The following is a 16,164-nucleotide window of genomic DNA, read 5'->3' as shown; positions in this document are numbered from 1 at the left end:
TCCGCATAATGTTACATAAATTCATTCTAACATATATTAAGTAACATCGCAATAAATGGCTGGCATCGTTTCACAAGAAAAGACGCCTCCGTTATCAGCAGTATCTGCTAAACGAAGACGTCTATTCCAAATTAGAATCCATTCCATCCGGCGAAACCCGGAGCCCTATCCATTTTCTCTTCATCGTTTTGTCGCTATTAATAATATGTTTAATTTATTCAGTACCTACTCAACCTCTTAAGCAAGCCACACTTTCTCAGTCGTAGGATGCTCGTGTAGATCATCCTCAAATTGCGGCAGAACCGGCGCATGGAATTGGTGTGGTGCTGCGGCTGGAGCAGGCTCTGATGTCGGCTGCAAATAGGCTTCGTCCACATACATGATTCTGCGCTGAACCTGCATGAGCCCATTCACGATGCGAAGCGCAACCCAGAACAGGAAGAGCCCCACGCCCACGTAAAACAGGTATTGTTGATTATAGGTCCAGTTGATATGGAAGTAGGTAGTTGCTCCTGAAAAAGTCGATTTTCAAAAATAGTTTCGGGTTGCTGGCTGGGTTGTGAGGGGGAACTTTCCCTAATGATCGGTTTCCATGTTAGTTTTGGAGCATTTTTGCCGCTCTTTGCAGGTTGTGGGTCAGAATCCCGAAGCCGACCCAGCATTTTGAGCCGACAAAGCCCCGATACCTGCTGCGGTTCAAACCGTACTTCCGCTTGAGAAGACTAATCTTCGCTTCTCCAGCTGCACGGTAACGCTGCAAGTCTTTGAACCATAATTCGTTTTCGTACTCGGATCGGGCAATGCCTTTTTTGCCCTTTCGCGGCAAGCTAGCTCGCTTCACACCAAGTTCGGTAATGGCCGTTTCGTTCTTCTTGCTTGAGAAACCGCGGTCGGTCGCTACAGCTTGCGGCGCTTTGCCGAATTGCTTGATATGCGCCTGTACAGCGGGAACGAGCAGTTCATCATCCGAGGGGTTCCCCTCGTAGACAGCATAGCCGGTCACAAAGCCGCTTTCCGTCTCGTCGATTCGCACCTTGTAGCCGAACTCAGTTCCTTTGGCCAGCTTACCTTTCTTAATCGGTCTTGCTTCCGGGTCAAAGAAACTGACGATCCGATCTGCGATGATTCGATTGCCGGAAACGACCTGTTTGGCTTGTTCCAACAACTTGCCGGTTAGCGTGACCGCCTCGGTCAGTTTGGTTTTACTTTGTCGAAGAGCAGCTTTGCCCTTGTCTTGCAGTTTCTCGATAACGGCTTGCGCCTTGTTCACAACGTTCTCGGCTACTTCGATTACGCTCCCAGTGATCCGGTCAACTTCTTCCCAAGATTCACGGGTGCGGCGACGTAGAACTTTCGCGATGGACAGAATCTTTTCCTTGATTTCTGCCGTACGATCTTCAAAGCCTTGAACAGTGTGGGAGGCGATTTTCCGGATTTTCTGAATCGTTCGAGTGATGACTTTTACGCCATCTTGCAACAGCGTAGCGTCTGTCGGGTGATGGATGTCGGATTCCACAACCGTCGTATCCGTGCGCAATTTGCGGGTTTTCAGAACGGCTTTTTCCTCACACTGCTTTACGAGTGCGGCATTGATGTCTTCGACGATCTTGTCGCCGTAGCGTTTGCGGGCATAGATGAGCGTAGACGGGTCGGGCATCGGTTCGTCGATGGCAAACCGGCAGAACATTCGCCATGTGATGCTGTCACCGACTTCCTTCACGAGTGACTCGTAGCCCAAATTGTATTTATGCTTCAGGACCATAAGACGGATGTACTTTTCAATTGCAAGCGTAGGACGGCCGCTTTTCTTGCCTTTCGGGTGCAACTCAGTAAACGGTTGAAGAAAACGGTCGTCGTCCAGTAATTGATCTATGATTGCAAGCTCGACCGGCAACTTTCTAACAGATTCCGGGAGAATGGCATCCCAGATGGTCAATTGCTCGTCTCGAAGTTTCAACATTTTCTTCACCTCTTGGAAGGATTCCCGAGGGCTTCTGTTGAACTCCTATAGCAAAGGAATTCTTCCCTCGGGGTGTGGAACTTTGTTATCTCGTCAATAACAATTTCCATTTTGAGGTGCTGAATTCCTTTTAATTATGCTCAAAACACCCTAACTTTTTCAGGGGAAACTAGGTAAACAGGTTATTTTCTAAAATATCCAGCTTATATTCATTCATCAGAACGATATGCACCACAGGAAGCGCTATAAAGCCAATGCCCAGGGCAAGAGCGACGATCATTACCGCAAAGAATACGATGCCGGTGACAAAGCGAAGCAAGACCAGCATCAAGTTGCGGATGAACAGTCCCCCGTCAAACCCTTTGACCATGCGCATGAACCAATTGGACCCGACTTCTGCCGATGGATGGTTTAGAGCCGCTGCAGGCGGAACTGGCAACCCTAAAATATGCCGAATCAAACCTTGCTCAAAGCTTACAATTCCGTTCAACAGCTTGGCCATTCCAAAAAACATCGGGATTCCGACAAATACCGGAGTCAACGCTATGGAGAGGGTAAGCCCGGTGATCGCCACCGTAAAATAGATGATCCCTAACGGGAGGGCTAACAGCAAATAAAGAATCGTTGCATAGGTTTTGGGATTAAACAGCGCCCAATTCACCTTCCCCGCTTTCGCCACATTCGTCGCTTCAACTGCTTTCACGTTCAAACACTCCTTTGACTGCTTCAGTCACGCACAAAATTTATAAGTTCATTATAACTACCCTACTGGCGTGACATAACCGTCTTAGGTGGTGTTTGAAACTAGACTTTAGGCTAGGACGAGCCCAGTGATTACTCTGGTTTCGGCGGCTCCGCCACCAAGCTGGCCAGCTTCTCCAGAAAATCGGCAACGATCTCCAAGGACGCCGTATCGTAACTCTTGAACAGCTCAATCCCTCGTTTCTCTTGCGCTTGGTGAAATACCCGATGCATTTCGGCCAATTCGGTACCAAGCGGAGTGCAAAAAAGAACCATCGGCCAGGATTTCCTGACCGATGGTTTGCCATCTGGTGAGCTTATACCGTCCAGCCGCTTTCCCGAACTTCCCCCTCATAATAGGTATCGTCAAGGTGTAAACCAAACCCTGGGGTCGAGGGAAGGGCTACGATGCCGTCGTGAATCGAGTAACCCGACGTATCGATGCCGGGGATATGGGTCTCATCCCACTCGACAGACATAAACCCTGGAATCGCAGGGTAAGCCTGAGCGGAAGCAAAATTGCCATAGAATACGCCGTAATGGTGCGGTGCAGCGTGAACCCCGCTTCGGGCCAGCCGCTCCCCGAGCTTCATCCAATTCACAATGCCGTAATCCAGTAAGTCATACTGAATCGCGTCAATCAACCCTTGCTCGGCCCATTCCACGATGGGCTTTGCAGCGTGACCTTCGCCATCCGTAATGAGCACATTCAGCTTCTGTTCGCTCATCCATTCCTTCAGGTTGCGATACAGACAATCGTCCTCATGAAACGCCTCTTCAATCCACGACAAATTGGACGATGCCGTCTCTTTTAGCACATGCTTGGTCAAGTTCAAGTTGTAGCCATTATTGGCGTCAATCATGAGCTTGCATTCGGGGCCGACTGCCTCCCGGATCCCGTTAACAATCGCGATGTCGCGTTTGGTTCCGTCCACTAAATCCATATGCATCGCTCCGCGTCCTACCTTAATTTTGAAAGCGCGGAAGCCTTCATTGTAACCTTGCATCGCTTCTTCTTGCAGCAGACGTACCGCATCGCTCTCGGAGCTCAAATGCAAATCGTCAAAATATAAGGACGTATCGTAACAGGGCACCTCCAACGGAGATGCAGCCTTTTTGCCTGTTAATAGTTCATAAACGGGTTGATTTCTGACCTTGCCCAACCAATCGAAGAGCGGGAATTGCAGATGTAGAAAGCGGTCTTGAATCCACTGCTCCTCGGAGAAAATCTCTCTGACCGGAGTCCCAATAAGAGAGGCTGCCTGTTCACGGGTAATCCTTGACCAGCCGAAGCCGGATATGCCCCCGATGGTGATGCGAACTAAAGGAAAGCTTACTTCTTTGCCGTGTACCCCTAGCCGTGCATTGCAGCCAGCCAACCGGCGGCGTTCCCCCTTCATATGCACTTGTTCGATGCGCTGGATTCGCCAACTTTCATCTAAATAGGTAAATAGGTTCATCCTATTCAACCCCTTTCTCTTCTTCTTAGTAGAATCAAACTCAGAATTCAGCTGAAACCGCTCTCAATTCTTTTGCTGAACCGACTTCACCAAATGCTACGTAAATTCCACGCGAAAAGGGACTTCATCGTAACGCTTGACCCTTGGATAAACAGTCGGATCGAGTCGCTGTCCTCCCGAAGAGGGTACACTCGGCCCGTCAAGCAAAGCTCGTCATTCACGAACACTTCCACAATGGAGTGGTCGAGGAACAGGTGAACTCGGAGCTGTTTATGTTGCTGCATTTCGTAAGGGGCCACGAGCTCCCAGGAGTGGACGCCCGCCGCTTGGCTCGATCGAGAGCGATCCAATACGATCTGTCCCCCGGAAACGTCGAACTTAAGGGTGGTTTGTTCCTCCCCGTCCGGGGAACGGAAGACCTCGAATCCAAACGACGTCTCCGAACCGATTAGCTCAAACTCAGCGATAATCTCGGCAGCTTTTCCTTGGATCCCTAGCTCATGGTGGCCCGGCGACCAGACCGTCTTCGGCAGTTCGTAGGGGGTTTCTCTCAACACCTGAAGCTCCACGACCGGCTTAAAAATCAGGGTGTTCGTGTCTGGATGGAGCTCCACGGTTCTTGGGATCGACTGCACCCCCGACCATCCCTGGATTTCCTTCATCTCCCCGCGGGCGTTGTCGGGGAGCCAGCCCCACAGGATGCGACGGCCGTCCGGCGCCAACATCGATTGCGGTGCATAATACCCTTCCCAGCCGCCATGGTCTACGAAGCCCTCCTGTTCCTTCACAAATCGCAGATCGTCTCCCATGGAACCTACAAGATATTTCACCTTGTCGCTAGGCGAGTAAATCAGAACCGCTTTGTCTTGCAGGCGGAAGGCGTTTGGGCATTCCCAAAGGCTTTCCTCCCCCGTATGAAGGAGATGCCGAAACGTCCAATCCTGTAAGTTCGCCGATTCGTACAGTAACGCACAGCCTTTGCCCTGCAGGCTCCCTCCCAGTACCATCAGCCACCGGTTCCCCTCTTTCCACACATACGGGTCCCGCCAATCCCGCACCGCCAAATCCTCTCCATGCATCTCCTGGGTCAGCACCGGATTCGCGTCGGACTTCACCCACGTCCGCAGTCCATCCGGGCTGGTGGCCATCCATTGCTCCGCGCCGGTCTCGGCATTTCGTTCGCCCTCACCAATGCTGGTGTAGAACAGGGTTGGCACGCCCTGGTCATCAATCACCGCACAGCCGGAGTAGCAGTGCACTTCGCCAAGCTCGGCGGACGGCGCCAGCGCGATCGGCAGATGCTGCCAATGCACCAGATCCGTACTCACCGCGTGCCCCCAGTGAATGGTTCCCCACCGATCCCTATACGGGTTGTATTGATAGAACAAATGATATTCACCCTCGTGATAGATCAGTCCGTTCGGATCATTCATCCAATTGGCCGGCGGGGTAAAATGGTAAATGGGCTTGCCTAGGGTCATGCCGCATTCCTCCGTTTCACAGGGCAGGGATCCTAAAGAAGTCATCGAAGACGGCGCATCCTCTGGCGAGCTTCCCCATGCCTTGTTGGGTCGCGGCCCCATCTCCAGCACAAGTCGCCCTCCGCTCATCAGATCCTGATGGCTGAGCCAAGGCCGTGAATACGGCTGCCCGTTCAAAACCGCGGATTGGATGTACTTGTTCGCTTTTGAGACATTACGCGCTTCAATGACAAACGTCCGGCCTTCCCCGACATGCAGAGTCGTCTTCTCGAAGATCGGGCTGCCGATATCATAGACAGGCCGTCCCGGGCACACCGGATAGAAGCCCATCGCACTGAAAACATACCAGGACGACAGCGAACCAATGTCATCGTCTCCGCACAGGCCTGCCGGTCCGTCGTTATACATCAGGTGTTGGATGTCGCGTACGCGCCGCTGGGTTTTCCAAGGAGCTCCCGCATAATTGTACAGGTACGGGATATGAAAGCTAGGTTCATTGCCATGGGCATACATGCCGATCAGTCCCGACATATCGGGGAATTGCCCGAGAAACCACGGCTTCTCCATCGTGTATTGCTCCGTAAACAATGCGTCGAGCTTCTGCACGAAAGCCTCTCTCCCGCCCATCAGCCGGATTAACCCCTCCACATCGTGCTGTACATGGAAGGTATAGATCCAACTGTTCACTTCGGCAAAATACCCCTCCCCGGCAAACCCGCCGGACAGCTTCGGATCAAACGGTTCAACCCATTCCCCTTCCGCTGTCTTGGGCGCCATCAGCCCGAGGTCAGGGCGGAACAGATGGCGGTAGTTGCCCGCGCGTTGAAGGAAAAACTCGGCTTCCTCGTCCCTCCCCAGCTTACGGGCCACTTGGGCGACGCACCAATCGTCATAAGCTCGCTCCAGCGTAACGGACACGGATTGCCGGCGATGCCAAGGATCCACCTCGGGCACCCATTCGTCAACGCCAACCTCAGGAACCCAGGTGATTTGATTAGGCATCTTCTCCATGACGAGGTCCCAGAGCTTTTTTCTCCACTCGTCCGGATCTGCTACCTTCGCGTCTTCCCTTACAGGGAGGGCCGGAAACCAGCCTTGTTCGTAGTACACCCGGTCCAATTCCGTTGCTGGCACCGTCCGCCAGGGAATCAAGGACATTTCCGTCGCATCCTTCAGCATTCCTTCAAAAGCCTTCTCGACATGGATATCATCCAGCCCTTTCGCACAGGCATCGGCAATCAGCGAAGCGGCATGATGGCCGATCATCACTGCATGATCTCCTCCCGGATGGGGGAATTTCGGCAGCAACCCGCCTTGTTCGTACATTCGGACCAACGAGTACACCATATCTTCAAATACGCGGGGTTCGATAATGCTTTGTAGAGGTCGGGCACAGCGATACGTATCCCAAAGCTGGTCGTGCGTGTAGAAATCCCGCCCTTCCGTCTTGTGGACCTTTCCGTCGAAGCCGCTGTAATATTGGCCATCTTCCGTAATGTTCCGCATCCGTTGCAGCGTACGGTACATCGCCGTGTAGAAAATCGTCCGCTCTTCCTCCGTCCCGCCTTCCACCTCGATCGCCGAAAGCGCACGGTTCCAAGCGTCGCGGGCTCGGGAAACGGAAGCCTCGAAGTCCCAATCCGGCAGCTCCTGCTGTCGGTTCTTCCGGGCTTGCTCCAAGCTGATGTAGGAGATCCCTACCTTGAACTCTATCGTTTCTTCCTTCTGCTGCGGCTCGTAGGTTAAATAGATTCTCGGGCTGTTTTCGATCACACCAAACGACGACGTTGCCTCTTTCATTTCTAAGCTAAAATAGCAAACATATCCTTTATTCACGCGCTCCCCTTCGATTATGCGGCCATCGTGCTTGTGAATTTGCGTCGTCTCGCCGCCGTCGATGATGACATGAACCGGCCCAGCGGAGTGGAAACGAAAATAAGCGCTGCGCTGAGCGGCCGTCATCTCGGCATCGATCTCATGATCCTCCAGGAAGACGCGATACTTATAGGGCCGGGTCTCCTCCAAATCATGATCGAAGGTGGAAGCATGCTCCTCCCGACGATCGGACAAAGGGCTGCCGGAAACCGTCACCGAGGCCGGTCCGAAGGAAAATCCGAAGATTTTGTCCGCCAAATACTTGTCTCCGATGCCCGGCGTGGTGACCGGATCGATCTCCATCATCCCATGAGGAAGCTGCACGGTTGGAGACGTGGACCACGTTTTGTAGGACAACGTGCCGATATTCGTATTGACGTACGATGCCCAATCCCGATCAGCACGGGCGGTTGTGTTCTTCAAGCTGATCCCTCCCAAATTATAGTTCTGTTTTAATTATATATAATATATTTATCATGACATATAGTACAGTAGTTTTTACGTGATAGAAGTTTTCTCAAAAATAAAAAAAGCGACCTTTTTAGTCGGAGTCGCTTTTGAAACTGTATATGGAGGGTCGTTGCGGCTCAACCGAACATCCCCTTGAAGAATCGATTTTCTCACAAATCTTCTCGAGGAATTCCAGCTCTTTCAGACGGTACGACGTTTGATTCTCATCCATCAGCTTCGCGGTGTTAAGCAAGCTTCGGGTCGAGGCTGTCTCTTCCCGGCGGGTGATCAGATTCGCTTGCGCTTTTTTCTCCGCCAACAGGACGGTGTTTAGAATCTCTTTCATTTCTCCTGGTAAAATCACATCCTTTACCCCCGCACTCAGGAACTGAACGCCGAACTCTTCCCCCTTCTCGCGCAGCCGAGACAGGACGAATGTTGCCACATCCTCTTTCCGTTTCAAGAGATCATCTAATCTAAGCGTCCCTACATATTCTCTCAGCATGAGCTGGAGCTGGATGTAGATTTGCTCGTCAAACGACTTTATCTCCAAGCTACGTAAAGGGTTCACAATTCGATATTGGCAAACGAAGTTTAGACGCAGTGTGACCTTGTCTTCCGTCATGAGTTCTTGGCCAAGGAGATCCATTTGCTGCTGTCTCCTATCAATCGGCTTCACCATGACCGATACGGGTCCACTCATAGATACAGGCCAAACTGTAAGAGTACGTGCCCGATTTTATAACCCGGAGGGTTCAGTACCGAATTTCGTGAAAGAACGGGTCCTGCTGCAAGGCCAGTGGGGACAAATCGTGTTTGAAGATGAGAATTCCTTTATTTACGAAATTACGGTAAACGGAACAACCGAAATCAAACCGTGGCTGCGAAGCTTCGGGTCCAGCTGTGAGGTCATAGAACCTGCTTCGCTTCGTCGTGAAATGATTGCCGAATGGAAGGAGATCCTGTCTTACTATGAATCTGTTTGAGAAAAACTTTAACCACCAGATCATCTCCCGGCTGGAGGACTCAGGAACGTTCACGGTGACTTCTCATGAACGGGCATGGCTGAAGACGATGCTCAATCACCCCGCGGCAACGGATGCCTTCACTGCGGCTACATTAACCAAGCTGCGATCCGTTCTAGAGCCGGATCCCGTGATGGATATTGACGATCATTTGATTGAAAAAGCCCGCGCCAAGGAAAAACAGGTCTACCACCCCCTCCTGCGGCTGCTACGCCGACTCATCATGAATCAATCGGGCTTCCGGATCACTTACGAAGTCAAGGGTGAACGCGTGTACACCGACTATTCGGGGTTCCCTTATAAACTGGAATATTCCATGGTCAAGAGAGAATGGTATCTGATCTGGTATAACATCAGGCATCAATCTGTGATGAGCACCCGGCTGAAGAAGATCCACGCTGTTACGCAAGAACCTATCGAGCCGGCAGAAGTGGAGATGATCCGGAAGAAGATCGAGGAAACACTGGATAACCGCAGGACTGAAGCCGTCATTGAAATTATCCCTAACTACAACGAAGAATTGTCCCGCATCCTTTATGCTTTCTCTAGCTTTGAGAAAAAAGTAGAGTACGATGAATTGCACGACACCTACCGAATCAAGGTTAGCTTGCCTAGTGACGAGTTGGAGTATTTGCTTTCAAAGCTTCGTTTTCTAGGAAAGCGAGTTCGGGTCATCGAGGGAAATAGATATGAGTCACACCCTATCCCAATGGTTCAGCTATATATTAAACCGGGACTTTGCCGAAAGTACCCAACCTTCGTCTAAATCCAGCCTCGCTCCTTCGCCCGCTCAGTGGCCTGCTGCCGAGTCTCCACTCCGAGCTTCTGAATCGCCAGGGACAAGTAGTTTCGGACCGTTCCCTCCGTCAAAAACAACGTTTCCGCAATCTCCCGGGTTGAACGTCCCGCGTGCGATAACCGCAGCACCTCGGTCTCCCGCTCGGTCAGCGGATTGTCCTCTTTCAGAAACAGTACCTCCGCCAGGTCCTTGCTGATCACGCGTTCTCCGGCCATGACTCTCCGGATGGCATCGATCAGAAACTCGATCGGTTCATCTTTTAACAGATACCCCTCTAACTTGAGATCCATCGCTTTCTGTAAATACCCCGGACGGGCAAAGGTGGTCACGATTATCACTTTCCCCGGATTTCCGGACCGTTTAAGCCGCTCGGCAACCTCCAACCCCGTCAGCACCGGAATTTCAATATCCAGCAAGCACACGTCAGGCTCCAGGCGCACAATCGCCTCCCATGCGGCTTCTCCGTCCTCCGCTTCGGCGACAACCTCCATATCCTCTTCAAAAGACAACAGCGATTTAAAAGCCCCGCGCAGCATTTGTTGATCCTCGGCAATGACAATTCGGATCATCCGTCTTCACCCCCTATTTCCCATGAGCGGTACAATAAACGTAATGGATATCCCTTGCTCCGGGCGCTGCTTCATTTCAACTTCACCTTGCAGCATCGCCATGCGCTCCTGGAATGACTGCACGCCGTTACCTTTTCCCGGCTCCAGCTGACCATTCCCGTTATCGCTCACTTCAAGATAAAGTCGCTGATCCCGCTCGTATCGGGTGATCATGCATTCGCTAGCCCCGCTATGCTTGATGATGTTCGTGACCGCCTCTCGGACGGATAACGCTAGCATCGTTTCCGCCACCGGGGATAGAGGGGTTAACGGCGTCTCATTTGAAACAAGCAACCGAATCCCCACCTTTTGCAAAAGATCCCCCGCCAGCTCGATCTCCTTCTCCAGCGGAACATACTTCATTCCGGTCACCAGCTCCCGCACCTGCTTTAAAGCGTGTCTGGAGGTGTTCACGATATCTCGCAGCTCCTCCTTGGCTTGATCAGGGTGTTGATCCACTAACCGGATGGTCAGCTCGCTTTTCATCTTAATCATCGTCAAGGTTTGCCCCAACGTGTCATGAAGATCCCGGGCGATCCGGTTTCGCTCCTCCTCTTGAATATATCGTTCCAGCTGAGCATTCGCGAGATTGAGCTTCTCCTTCAGCGCCTTATTTCCCTCTCGAACCTGAAGGATGGGAGGGACCGCCAGTTGAATAATCATCACCGGAAAATAAACCGTCCGAAAGACTCCCGCCGGCTCCCCTTCATGGATCCAACCGGCCAGAATGAACATCGCGGCAATGCCGACCATACCAATGCCGATGACCCGCTTGCGATCCGCCCTTCCCAAAAAATCCGCAAACACGAAGCCATACAGCAAAGCCCCCATCCCTTCATAGATGCTCAGCGCGAGAATCAACAGGAAGCCAACGCAGCTGCCCAGGAGCATCAGCCACCGACGTTGCCATAGGCAAATATAGTATGAGGCTAGGAACAGGAGAAGAAACCCTATTTTGACGAGGATCGGATAGGGAACGTCCAGCACCAGCACCCGGTAGATTAGAAATACAATGATAATAACGTCCAGCAGTAAAAACTTCTCGATTTGGTCCGCAGGATACAGCTTCCGTAACAATGGGCATCCTCACCTTATGCTTGATCCTCAAGCGGCCAGCTTGCCCGCGAGGTTCGTCATCCACCTTCTCGTCGCTTCCAGCGGCCCGAATCGGAACCGCTTGGACCACAGCGAGGCAAATACGATTTGGAAACTGGAGATGGCCAGCCAGATGAGAACCGTGGTAAATGCGTCCACCTTGCCTCCCAGGCCAAGACCCCATCCATAAAAAATAAGGGAAGCGGTGATATTTTGCAAGACATAGCAGCTCAGGGACATCCGCCCCACCTGCTCCAGCCGATTCCACAGCCACAGCCCTTCGTATCGTTCAAACAGCTTCGCGATGAGTGCAAGATACCCCAGCGAGAGGATCGGTGCAAATAAGTACCGTACAGGGAAATCCAGATACCCGCCCGGGATAAAAATCAGCAAATTCAGCGGAACCCCGATCGCCAAGCCCAGCTTCAACAGCTTTCCTCGGTGCCGCCGCCCCTGCTCATCGGGGGCAAACACCCCGGACCGCATCATCCGAATGCCCAGCAAGAACAGAAACAAATTCATGGGAATTACGAACACGGCTTCCAAACGGAGCGCCACGAAATTCGCCAGGCGATCCTGTACCTGTTGAACCCAGCTGCCGCCGCCATATAACGCTGTCGTCGCACGCATATCTCCCATGGAGATATGCGCCCCGGAGAGTCCGAGATAGATCCCGAAGCCCAGGATCAGCAGCATGATTCCTCCATGCCCCCCGCCAAAGATCCACATCGCCCGCCGAATCGCCCGATCCCCGCCTTTGACGATAAAAGCGGCAATGATCGCCGTGATCCCGTAGCTCATCAGAATGTCATACTCCATCACCAGTGTAAAATGCAGCAACCCTTCCGCCATCAGGATAAACGACGTCCAAAGGTACATTCCCGGCCAGGCGTTCCCCCGCTTCAAGGCCTGGCGATACTTCATCTCCAACCCAACGCCAAACATGATCGTCAACAAGCCCAGCAGCTTGCCGTTGACCAAGAACAACACGAAGACTCGCACGAAGTCCTGAAGCGACGACCACCACGCCGCATGATAAAAAGTAAAGACATAATTAACGTCTCCCAAATGCGCGAAAATCCAGATATTCGTCCCCAGCGTCCCCAACACCGCGAACCCTCTCAGAATATCGAGCAAGCGTATTCTCCCGCCGTGATTCTCCATCCCTTTCCCGTCCTTTCGTTTCTCTTGGTAGCTTCATTCTACCTTTGAACACCGGGGCGGCGGAATTCACAGTTGTCAGGAGATTGGGATGACAGTGTCATGTGATCACTTTTATAGGGCTCAAGGCTGCAGATCAGCCTCGTCCAATGTACTTGATTCTCCGTTGAATCTGAATCAAGCCTTCTGATAATACAATTTCACTTTACGGCAGGCCAGATTTCATTCTTGGAATTCGGACTATAGAGATCTTGACTGATATAAGCCTCAATAGTCGGGAGTTCAGCAGGCACATACCCATTTGAAGGCAGCCATTCCGAATAAATTTGTCTGTAGGTATTTACAAATGCGGTTGGGACAGGTCCCTGGATTGTAGTTTTCCGATCCCTTTTCGGGCTTCACTCGGAGTAACACCATGCTGTCTGTGCTGATTAATTCTTGTGCCGCCAGCGTTAACCGACGCCGCCGAATATAATCACCAACCGTGATATCGGTCAGGATCAAGAACGTGAGCTTCCATATAATCAATCGCCTTCTGCAATGATTCAATCAATGCCAATTTAGCTCAATCAAGGGGCTCTCCTTGGTTCAAAAGACACCAAAAAGGCGAGCCCAGGACAACCTGAAACTCGCCTCGTACAGCTTTATGCTCTTAACTGATCTCCCGCTCACCTAATAAACTGCGATCGGACCATAAGGTCCTTCGATAATTTCAATTTTCGTTTCGAAAATGTCCGACAAAATTTCAGGCTTCATAATCTCTTGAACCGTTCCGAATGCGGCAATTTGTCCATTCTTCATCGCGCAGATGCGATCGGAATACTTGGCGGCGAAGTTGATGTCATGCATGACGGTAAGAATGGTTCGGCCAAACTCATTCGCGGCGATCTTCAGATGCTCCATCATCTGTACCGAACGGGCAATGTCCAAGTTGTTGAGCGGTTCATCTAACAGCACGTACTCGGTTTCCTGGCAGAGCACCATGGCTACATAGGCTCTTTGTCTCTGCCCGCCTGAAAGCTCATCCAAAAACCGATGCTCGAGGTCCGTCAGTTTAAGAAAATCAATATACTTCGAAATGATGACTTCATCTTCCTTGGTTAATCTTCCCTTGGAATAGGGAAATCTACCGAACCCCACGAGCTGTCTGACGGTAAGTCTAGTAACGAAATGATTCTCTTGGCGCAAGATCGTGAGGATCTTTGCTAGATCATCGGATTTCGATGTTGTCACGTTCATATTGGCGACGGTAACTTGACCCTCATCCATGTTCAGCAATCTGCCGATCATGAGAAGCGTCGTCGATTTTCCAGCACCGTTCGGGCCAATTAAGGAGGTTACCCCGGCTTTGGGAATTTCGATGTTTAAGGGCCCGATTTTGACTTCATCCCCGTACCATTTCCTAGCGTTCTGAATACTTATCATAGCGACCTCTTCCTTAAGATTACAATAAGAAACGCAAGTCCACCAAATAACTCAATAATGACACCTACGACGGTTTGTGCATGAAAGACGTGATACAACAAGAAATAAGCAGACGTTAAAATACAAAAACCGATGGCAAAAGCCATTGGAAAGACGTATCTGTGATCATACGTTGGTGCGGCTTGGTAGCTCAGCATCGCCACTAAAAAACCAAAAAAGGTCAGCGGACCAAGCAATGAAGTAGAAATAGCCATTAAGACAGCGACTAAGACAAGCGTAAAGATGATGCCCGCCTGATAATTCAAGCCGAAGGTCGTTGCCACATCTTTTCCTAGCGCCAGGACATTTAACTTTCTAGAAAAGAAGAATAGACCTAAGGCAGTAAGGATAACAAGCGGAATCACGATAGGAAAATATTCAGAATCCGCATTATTGACCGAGCCAATAAGCCTGGACTGCAGCAGGTCAAACTCCGATGGGGCAAGCATTCGTCTCATAAAGCCCGAAACGGAATTCAGGCCTGCTCCAATAATGATGCCGATGAGAAGCATCAGCTGCAAATTGCCATACTTCCCGGACAGCAGCCATCCATACAAGGTTAAGCTCAACAGAACCATCAGCGAAACCTGAAGGAAGAAGGCGCCCTGCCCCGTGAAGCTGACGAGCGCACCCGCTCCGAAGAAGAACAACGTACCGGTCTGGATCGCTGAATAAAGGGATTCGTAACCCAGCAGAGAAGGGGTAATCATCCGGTTATTCGTTACAGACTGAAACGCGACGGTTGAGAAGCTGTGACATAATGCAGCAATGAACATAGCGACAATGGCCACGAGCCGTCTCTTTACAACAGGAACGAAAGAGGGAGAGTCCACCGGTACTGGATTGTTATAAAGCAACAACCCAAGTGCAGCAAGCAAACCCACACCAATGAACAACACTAATAAAATCCAGTAGCGTTTCGCTTCTTTCTTGGTTCGAAAAGCGCTGGCAGATCTAGCACGAGGGCTGGCGTTTAATTCGCTGTTTGTGCTGAGTTGAGAATCCACTGTTAATGTCTTCATCACAGCCTCCTGCTTTTTCGTTGTCTTAGCAAAATTAGGATGAAAACGACCGCTCCTACGGTACCTAGAATTAAGGAGACGGGCACTTCGAACGGCATAATGATAACCCTGGATACGATATCACACAGCATGATCGTCCCCATCCCCATGACACATACCCAAGGGAGATTGCTGCGAAGATCGTCTCCGCGAACCATGGATATGATGTTAGGGACAATTAATCCTAAGAAAGGAAGATTGCCGATGACCGAGGCGACAATCCCTACGGCAACTGCAATGAGTAAATTCGCCAATAGAATAAGTCGTTTGTAATTGACACCTAAAGCAGTGGCTACGTCTTCTCCCAATCCAGCTAGCGTTAGACGATTGGCATACAGAAAAATGAAGAACGTGACAATGATAATAATCCACAAATATTCATATCTTCCAGCTTGAACTGGAGCGAAAGAACCGATGAACCAGCCTTCGATCACTTGAGACATGTTAAAGAAGAGCGACAAGAAAGTGGACAATGCCGAGATGACGGCACCAAGCATTAATCCAATGATCGGAACGATCAGAGAAGAGCGAAGTCTTACACTCCTTAGGAAGAAGAAGAAAACCATCGTTCCAACGAATGAAAATATAATTGCACCCGTCATCCGTACTACTAATGAAGGGCTGGGGATTAGCAAGTAGACCGTAAGCAGACCTAAACCCGCCCACTCCGTTGTTCCGATGGTGGTCGGCTCGACCATTTTGTTCTGTGTCATCAGCTGCATGATCAGCCCTGTCATGGCCATCGCCGCCCCGGTAAGCATTAAGGCCACCGTTCTTGGAATCCGAGTGATGAAGAACATATCCCAGCCGTCTTCTTGTCCAAAGATATCATACACCCCCGTAAACAGAGAGATGATACCTAGAATAATAACGCCGAGGATGGCAAGTATGAAGGGAAACGTCCATATCTTTTTACGCTTAGAAAGCTGAGGTTGAGAAGTAGTCTCAACCTCAGCGATAACATTCTCGGGCACAATCATGTAC

The 16,164-nt window shown here is 50.9% G+C and carries 14 protein-coding genes and 2 pseudogenes; 2 read left to right on the top strand and 14 right to left on the bottom strand.

What is annotated here, in order from left to right:
* Positions 1-237 precede the first annotated feature (237 nt).
* The 7 genes and pseudogenes from NSQ80_RS01435 to NSQ80_RS01405 all read right to left on the bottom strand — a co-directional run.
* Positions 238-414 carry a hypothetical protein gene (locus tag NSQ80_RS01435; RefSeq protein ID WP_339301043.1) on the bottom strand — a complete coding sequence of 59 codons (177 nt, stop codon included), beginning with the start codon at positions 412-414 and terminating at the stop codon, positions 238-240.
* 181 nt (positions 415-595) lie between these two features.
* Positions 596-1,960 (bottom strand): ISNCY family transposase, encoded by a 1,365-nt coding sequence (locus NSQ80_RS01430; protein ID WP_339300023.1) that lies wholly within the window; start codon positions 1,958-1,960, stop codon positions 596-598.
* Between the two features lie 169 nt (positions 1,961-2,129).
* Positions 2,130-2,663, bottom strand: a complete 534-nt coding sequence (locus tag NSQ80_RS01425) for a sensor domain-containing protein (protein ID WP_339301041.1) — start codon at positions 2,661-2,663, stop codon at positions 2,130-2,132.
* Positions 2,664-2,794: 131 nt separating this feature from the next.
* On the bottom strand, positions 2,795-2,977 hold the full coding sequence (locus NSQ80_RS01420; protein ID WP_085169414.1) for a hypothetical protein: 183 nt from the start codon (positions 2,975-2,977) through the stop codon (positions 2,795-2,797).
* Between the two features lie 41 nt (positions 2,978-3,018).
* Complete coding sequence (locus NSQ80_RS01415; RefSeq protein ID WP_085169416.1) at positions 3,019-4,161, bottom strand: enolase C-terminal domain-like protein; 1,143 nt, start codon at positions 4,159-4,161, stop codon at positions 3,019-3,021.
* An 86-nt stretch (positions 4,162-4,247) separates the two neighbouring features.
* Positions 4,248-7,940 (bottom strand): GH92 family glycosyl hydrolase, encoded by a 3,693-nt coding sequence (locus tag NSQ80_RS01410; protein WP_339301038.1) that lies wholly within the window; start codon positions 7,938-7,940, stop codon positions 4,248-4,250.
* 190 nt (positions 7,941-8,130) lie between these two features.
* A pseudogene (locus NSQ80_RS01405) lies at positions 8,131-8,646 on the bottom strand (slipin family protein); the annotation flags it as partial.
* Positions 8,647-8,665: 19 nt separating this feature from the next.
* Here NSQ80_RS01405 and NSQ80_RS01400 point away from each other — a divergent pair.
* Together NSQ80_RS01400 and NSQ80_RS01395 are read left to right on the top strand one after the other, a co-directional pair.
* Positions 8,666-8,953 (top strand): annotated as a pseudogene (locus tag NSQ80_RS01400) (WYL domain-containing protein); the annotation flags it as partial.
* Positions 8,940-9,758 (top strand): WYL domain-containing protein, encoded by an 819-nt coding sequence (locus tag NSQ80_RS01395; protein WP_323078588.1) that lies wholly within the window; start codon positions 8,940-8,942, stop codon positions 9,756-9,758. The pseudogene NSQ80_RS01400 and the gene NSQ80_RS01395, both read left to right, overlap by 14 nt.
* Here NSQ80_RS01395 and NSQ80_RS01390 read toward each other — a convergent pair.
* From NSQ80_RS01390 to NSQ80_RS01360, 7 genes are all read right to left on the bottom strand, one after another.
* On the bottom strand, positions 9,755-10,360 hold the full coding sequence (locus NSQ80_RS01390; RefSeq protein ID WP_009224921.1) for a response regulator transcription factor: 606 nt from the start codon (positions 10,358-10,360) through the stop codon (positions 9,755-9,757). The two genes, NSQ80_RS01395 and NSQ80_RS01390, sit on opposite strands and share 4 nt — an antisense overlap.
* A gap of 6 nt (positions 10,361-10,366) precedes the next feature.
* Positions 10,367-11,476 carry a sensor histidine kinase gene (locus NSQ80_RS01385; RefSeq protein ID WP_009224922.1) on the bottom strand — a complete coding sequence of 370 codons (1,110 nt, stop codon included), beginning with the start codon at positions 11,474-11,476 and terminating at the stop codon, positions 10,367-10,369.
* 27 nt (positions 11,477-11,503) lie between these two features.
* Positions 11,504-12,658 carry a DUF418 domain-containing protein gene (locus tag NSQ80_RS01380; RefSeq protein ID WP_339301036.1) on the bottom strand — a complete coding sequence of 385 codons (1,155 nt, stop codon included), beginning with the start codon at positions 12,656-12,658 and terminating at the stop codon, positions 11,504-11,506.
* 197 nt (positions 12,659-12,855) lie between these two features.
* Positions 12,856-12,981, bottom strand: a complete 126-nt coding sequence (locus NSQ80_RS01375) for a hypothetical protein (protein ID WP_232228314.1) — start codon at positions 12,979-12,981, stop codon at positions 12,856-12,858.
* Positions 12,982-13,327: 346 nt separating this feature from the next.
* Positions 13,328-14,080 (bottom strand): ATP-binding cassette domain-containing protein, encoded by a 753-nt coding sequence (locus NSQ80_RS01370; protein ID WP_028538461.1) that lies wholly within the window; start codon positions 14,078-14,080, stop codon positions 13,328-13,330.
* A complete protein-coding gene (locus NSQ80_RS01365; RefSeq protein WP_339301033.1) occupies positions 14,077-15,141 on the bottom strand; it encodes an iron chelate uptake ABC transporter family permease subunit in 1,065 nt (354 codons plus the stop codon). The genes NSQ80_RS01370 and NSQ80_RS01365 overlap by 4 nt, the downstream gene beginning before the upstream one ends.
* Positions 15,141-16,154, bottom strand: coding sequence for an iron chelate uptake ABC transporter family permease subunit (locus tag NSQ80_RS01360; RefSeq protein ID WP_028538463.1), 1,014 nt, complete (start codon positions 16,152-16,154; stop codon positions 15,141-15,143). The genes NSQ80_RS01365 and NSQ80_RS01360 overlap by 1 nt, the downstream gene beginning before the upstream one ends.
* Positions 16,155-16,164 lie beyond the last annotated feature (10 nt).

The organism is Paenibacillus sp. FSL K6-2441 (assembly GCF_037964765.1).
In the GTDB taxonomy this organism is placed as follows: domain Bacteria; phylum Bacillota; class Bacilli; order Paenibacillales; family Paenibacillaceae; genus Fontibacillus; species Fontibacillus phoenicis.
The sequence above is the reverse complement of the archived record's forward strand: the minus strand, read 5'-3'. Positions and strand labels throughout refer to the sequence as shown.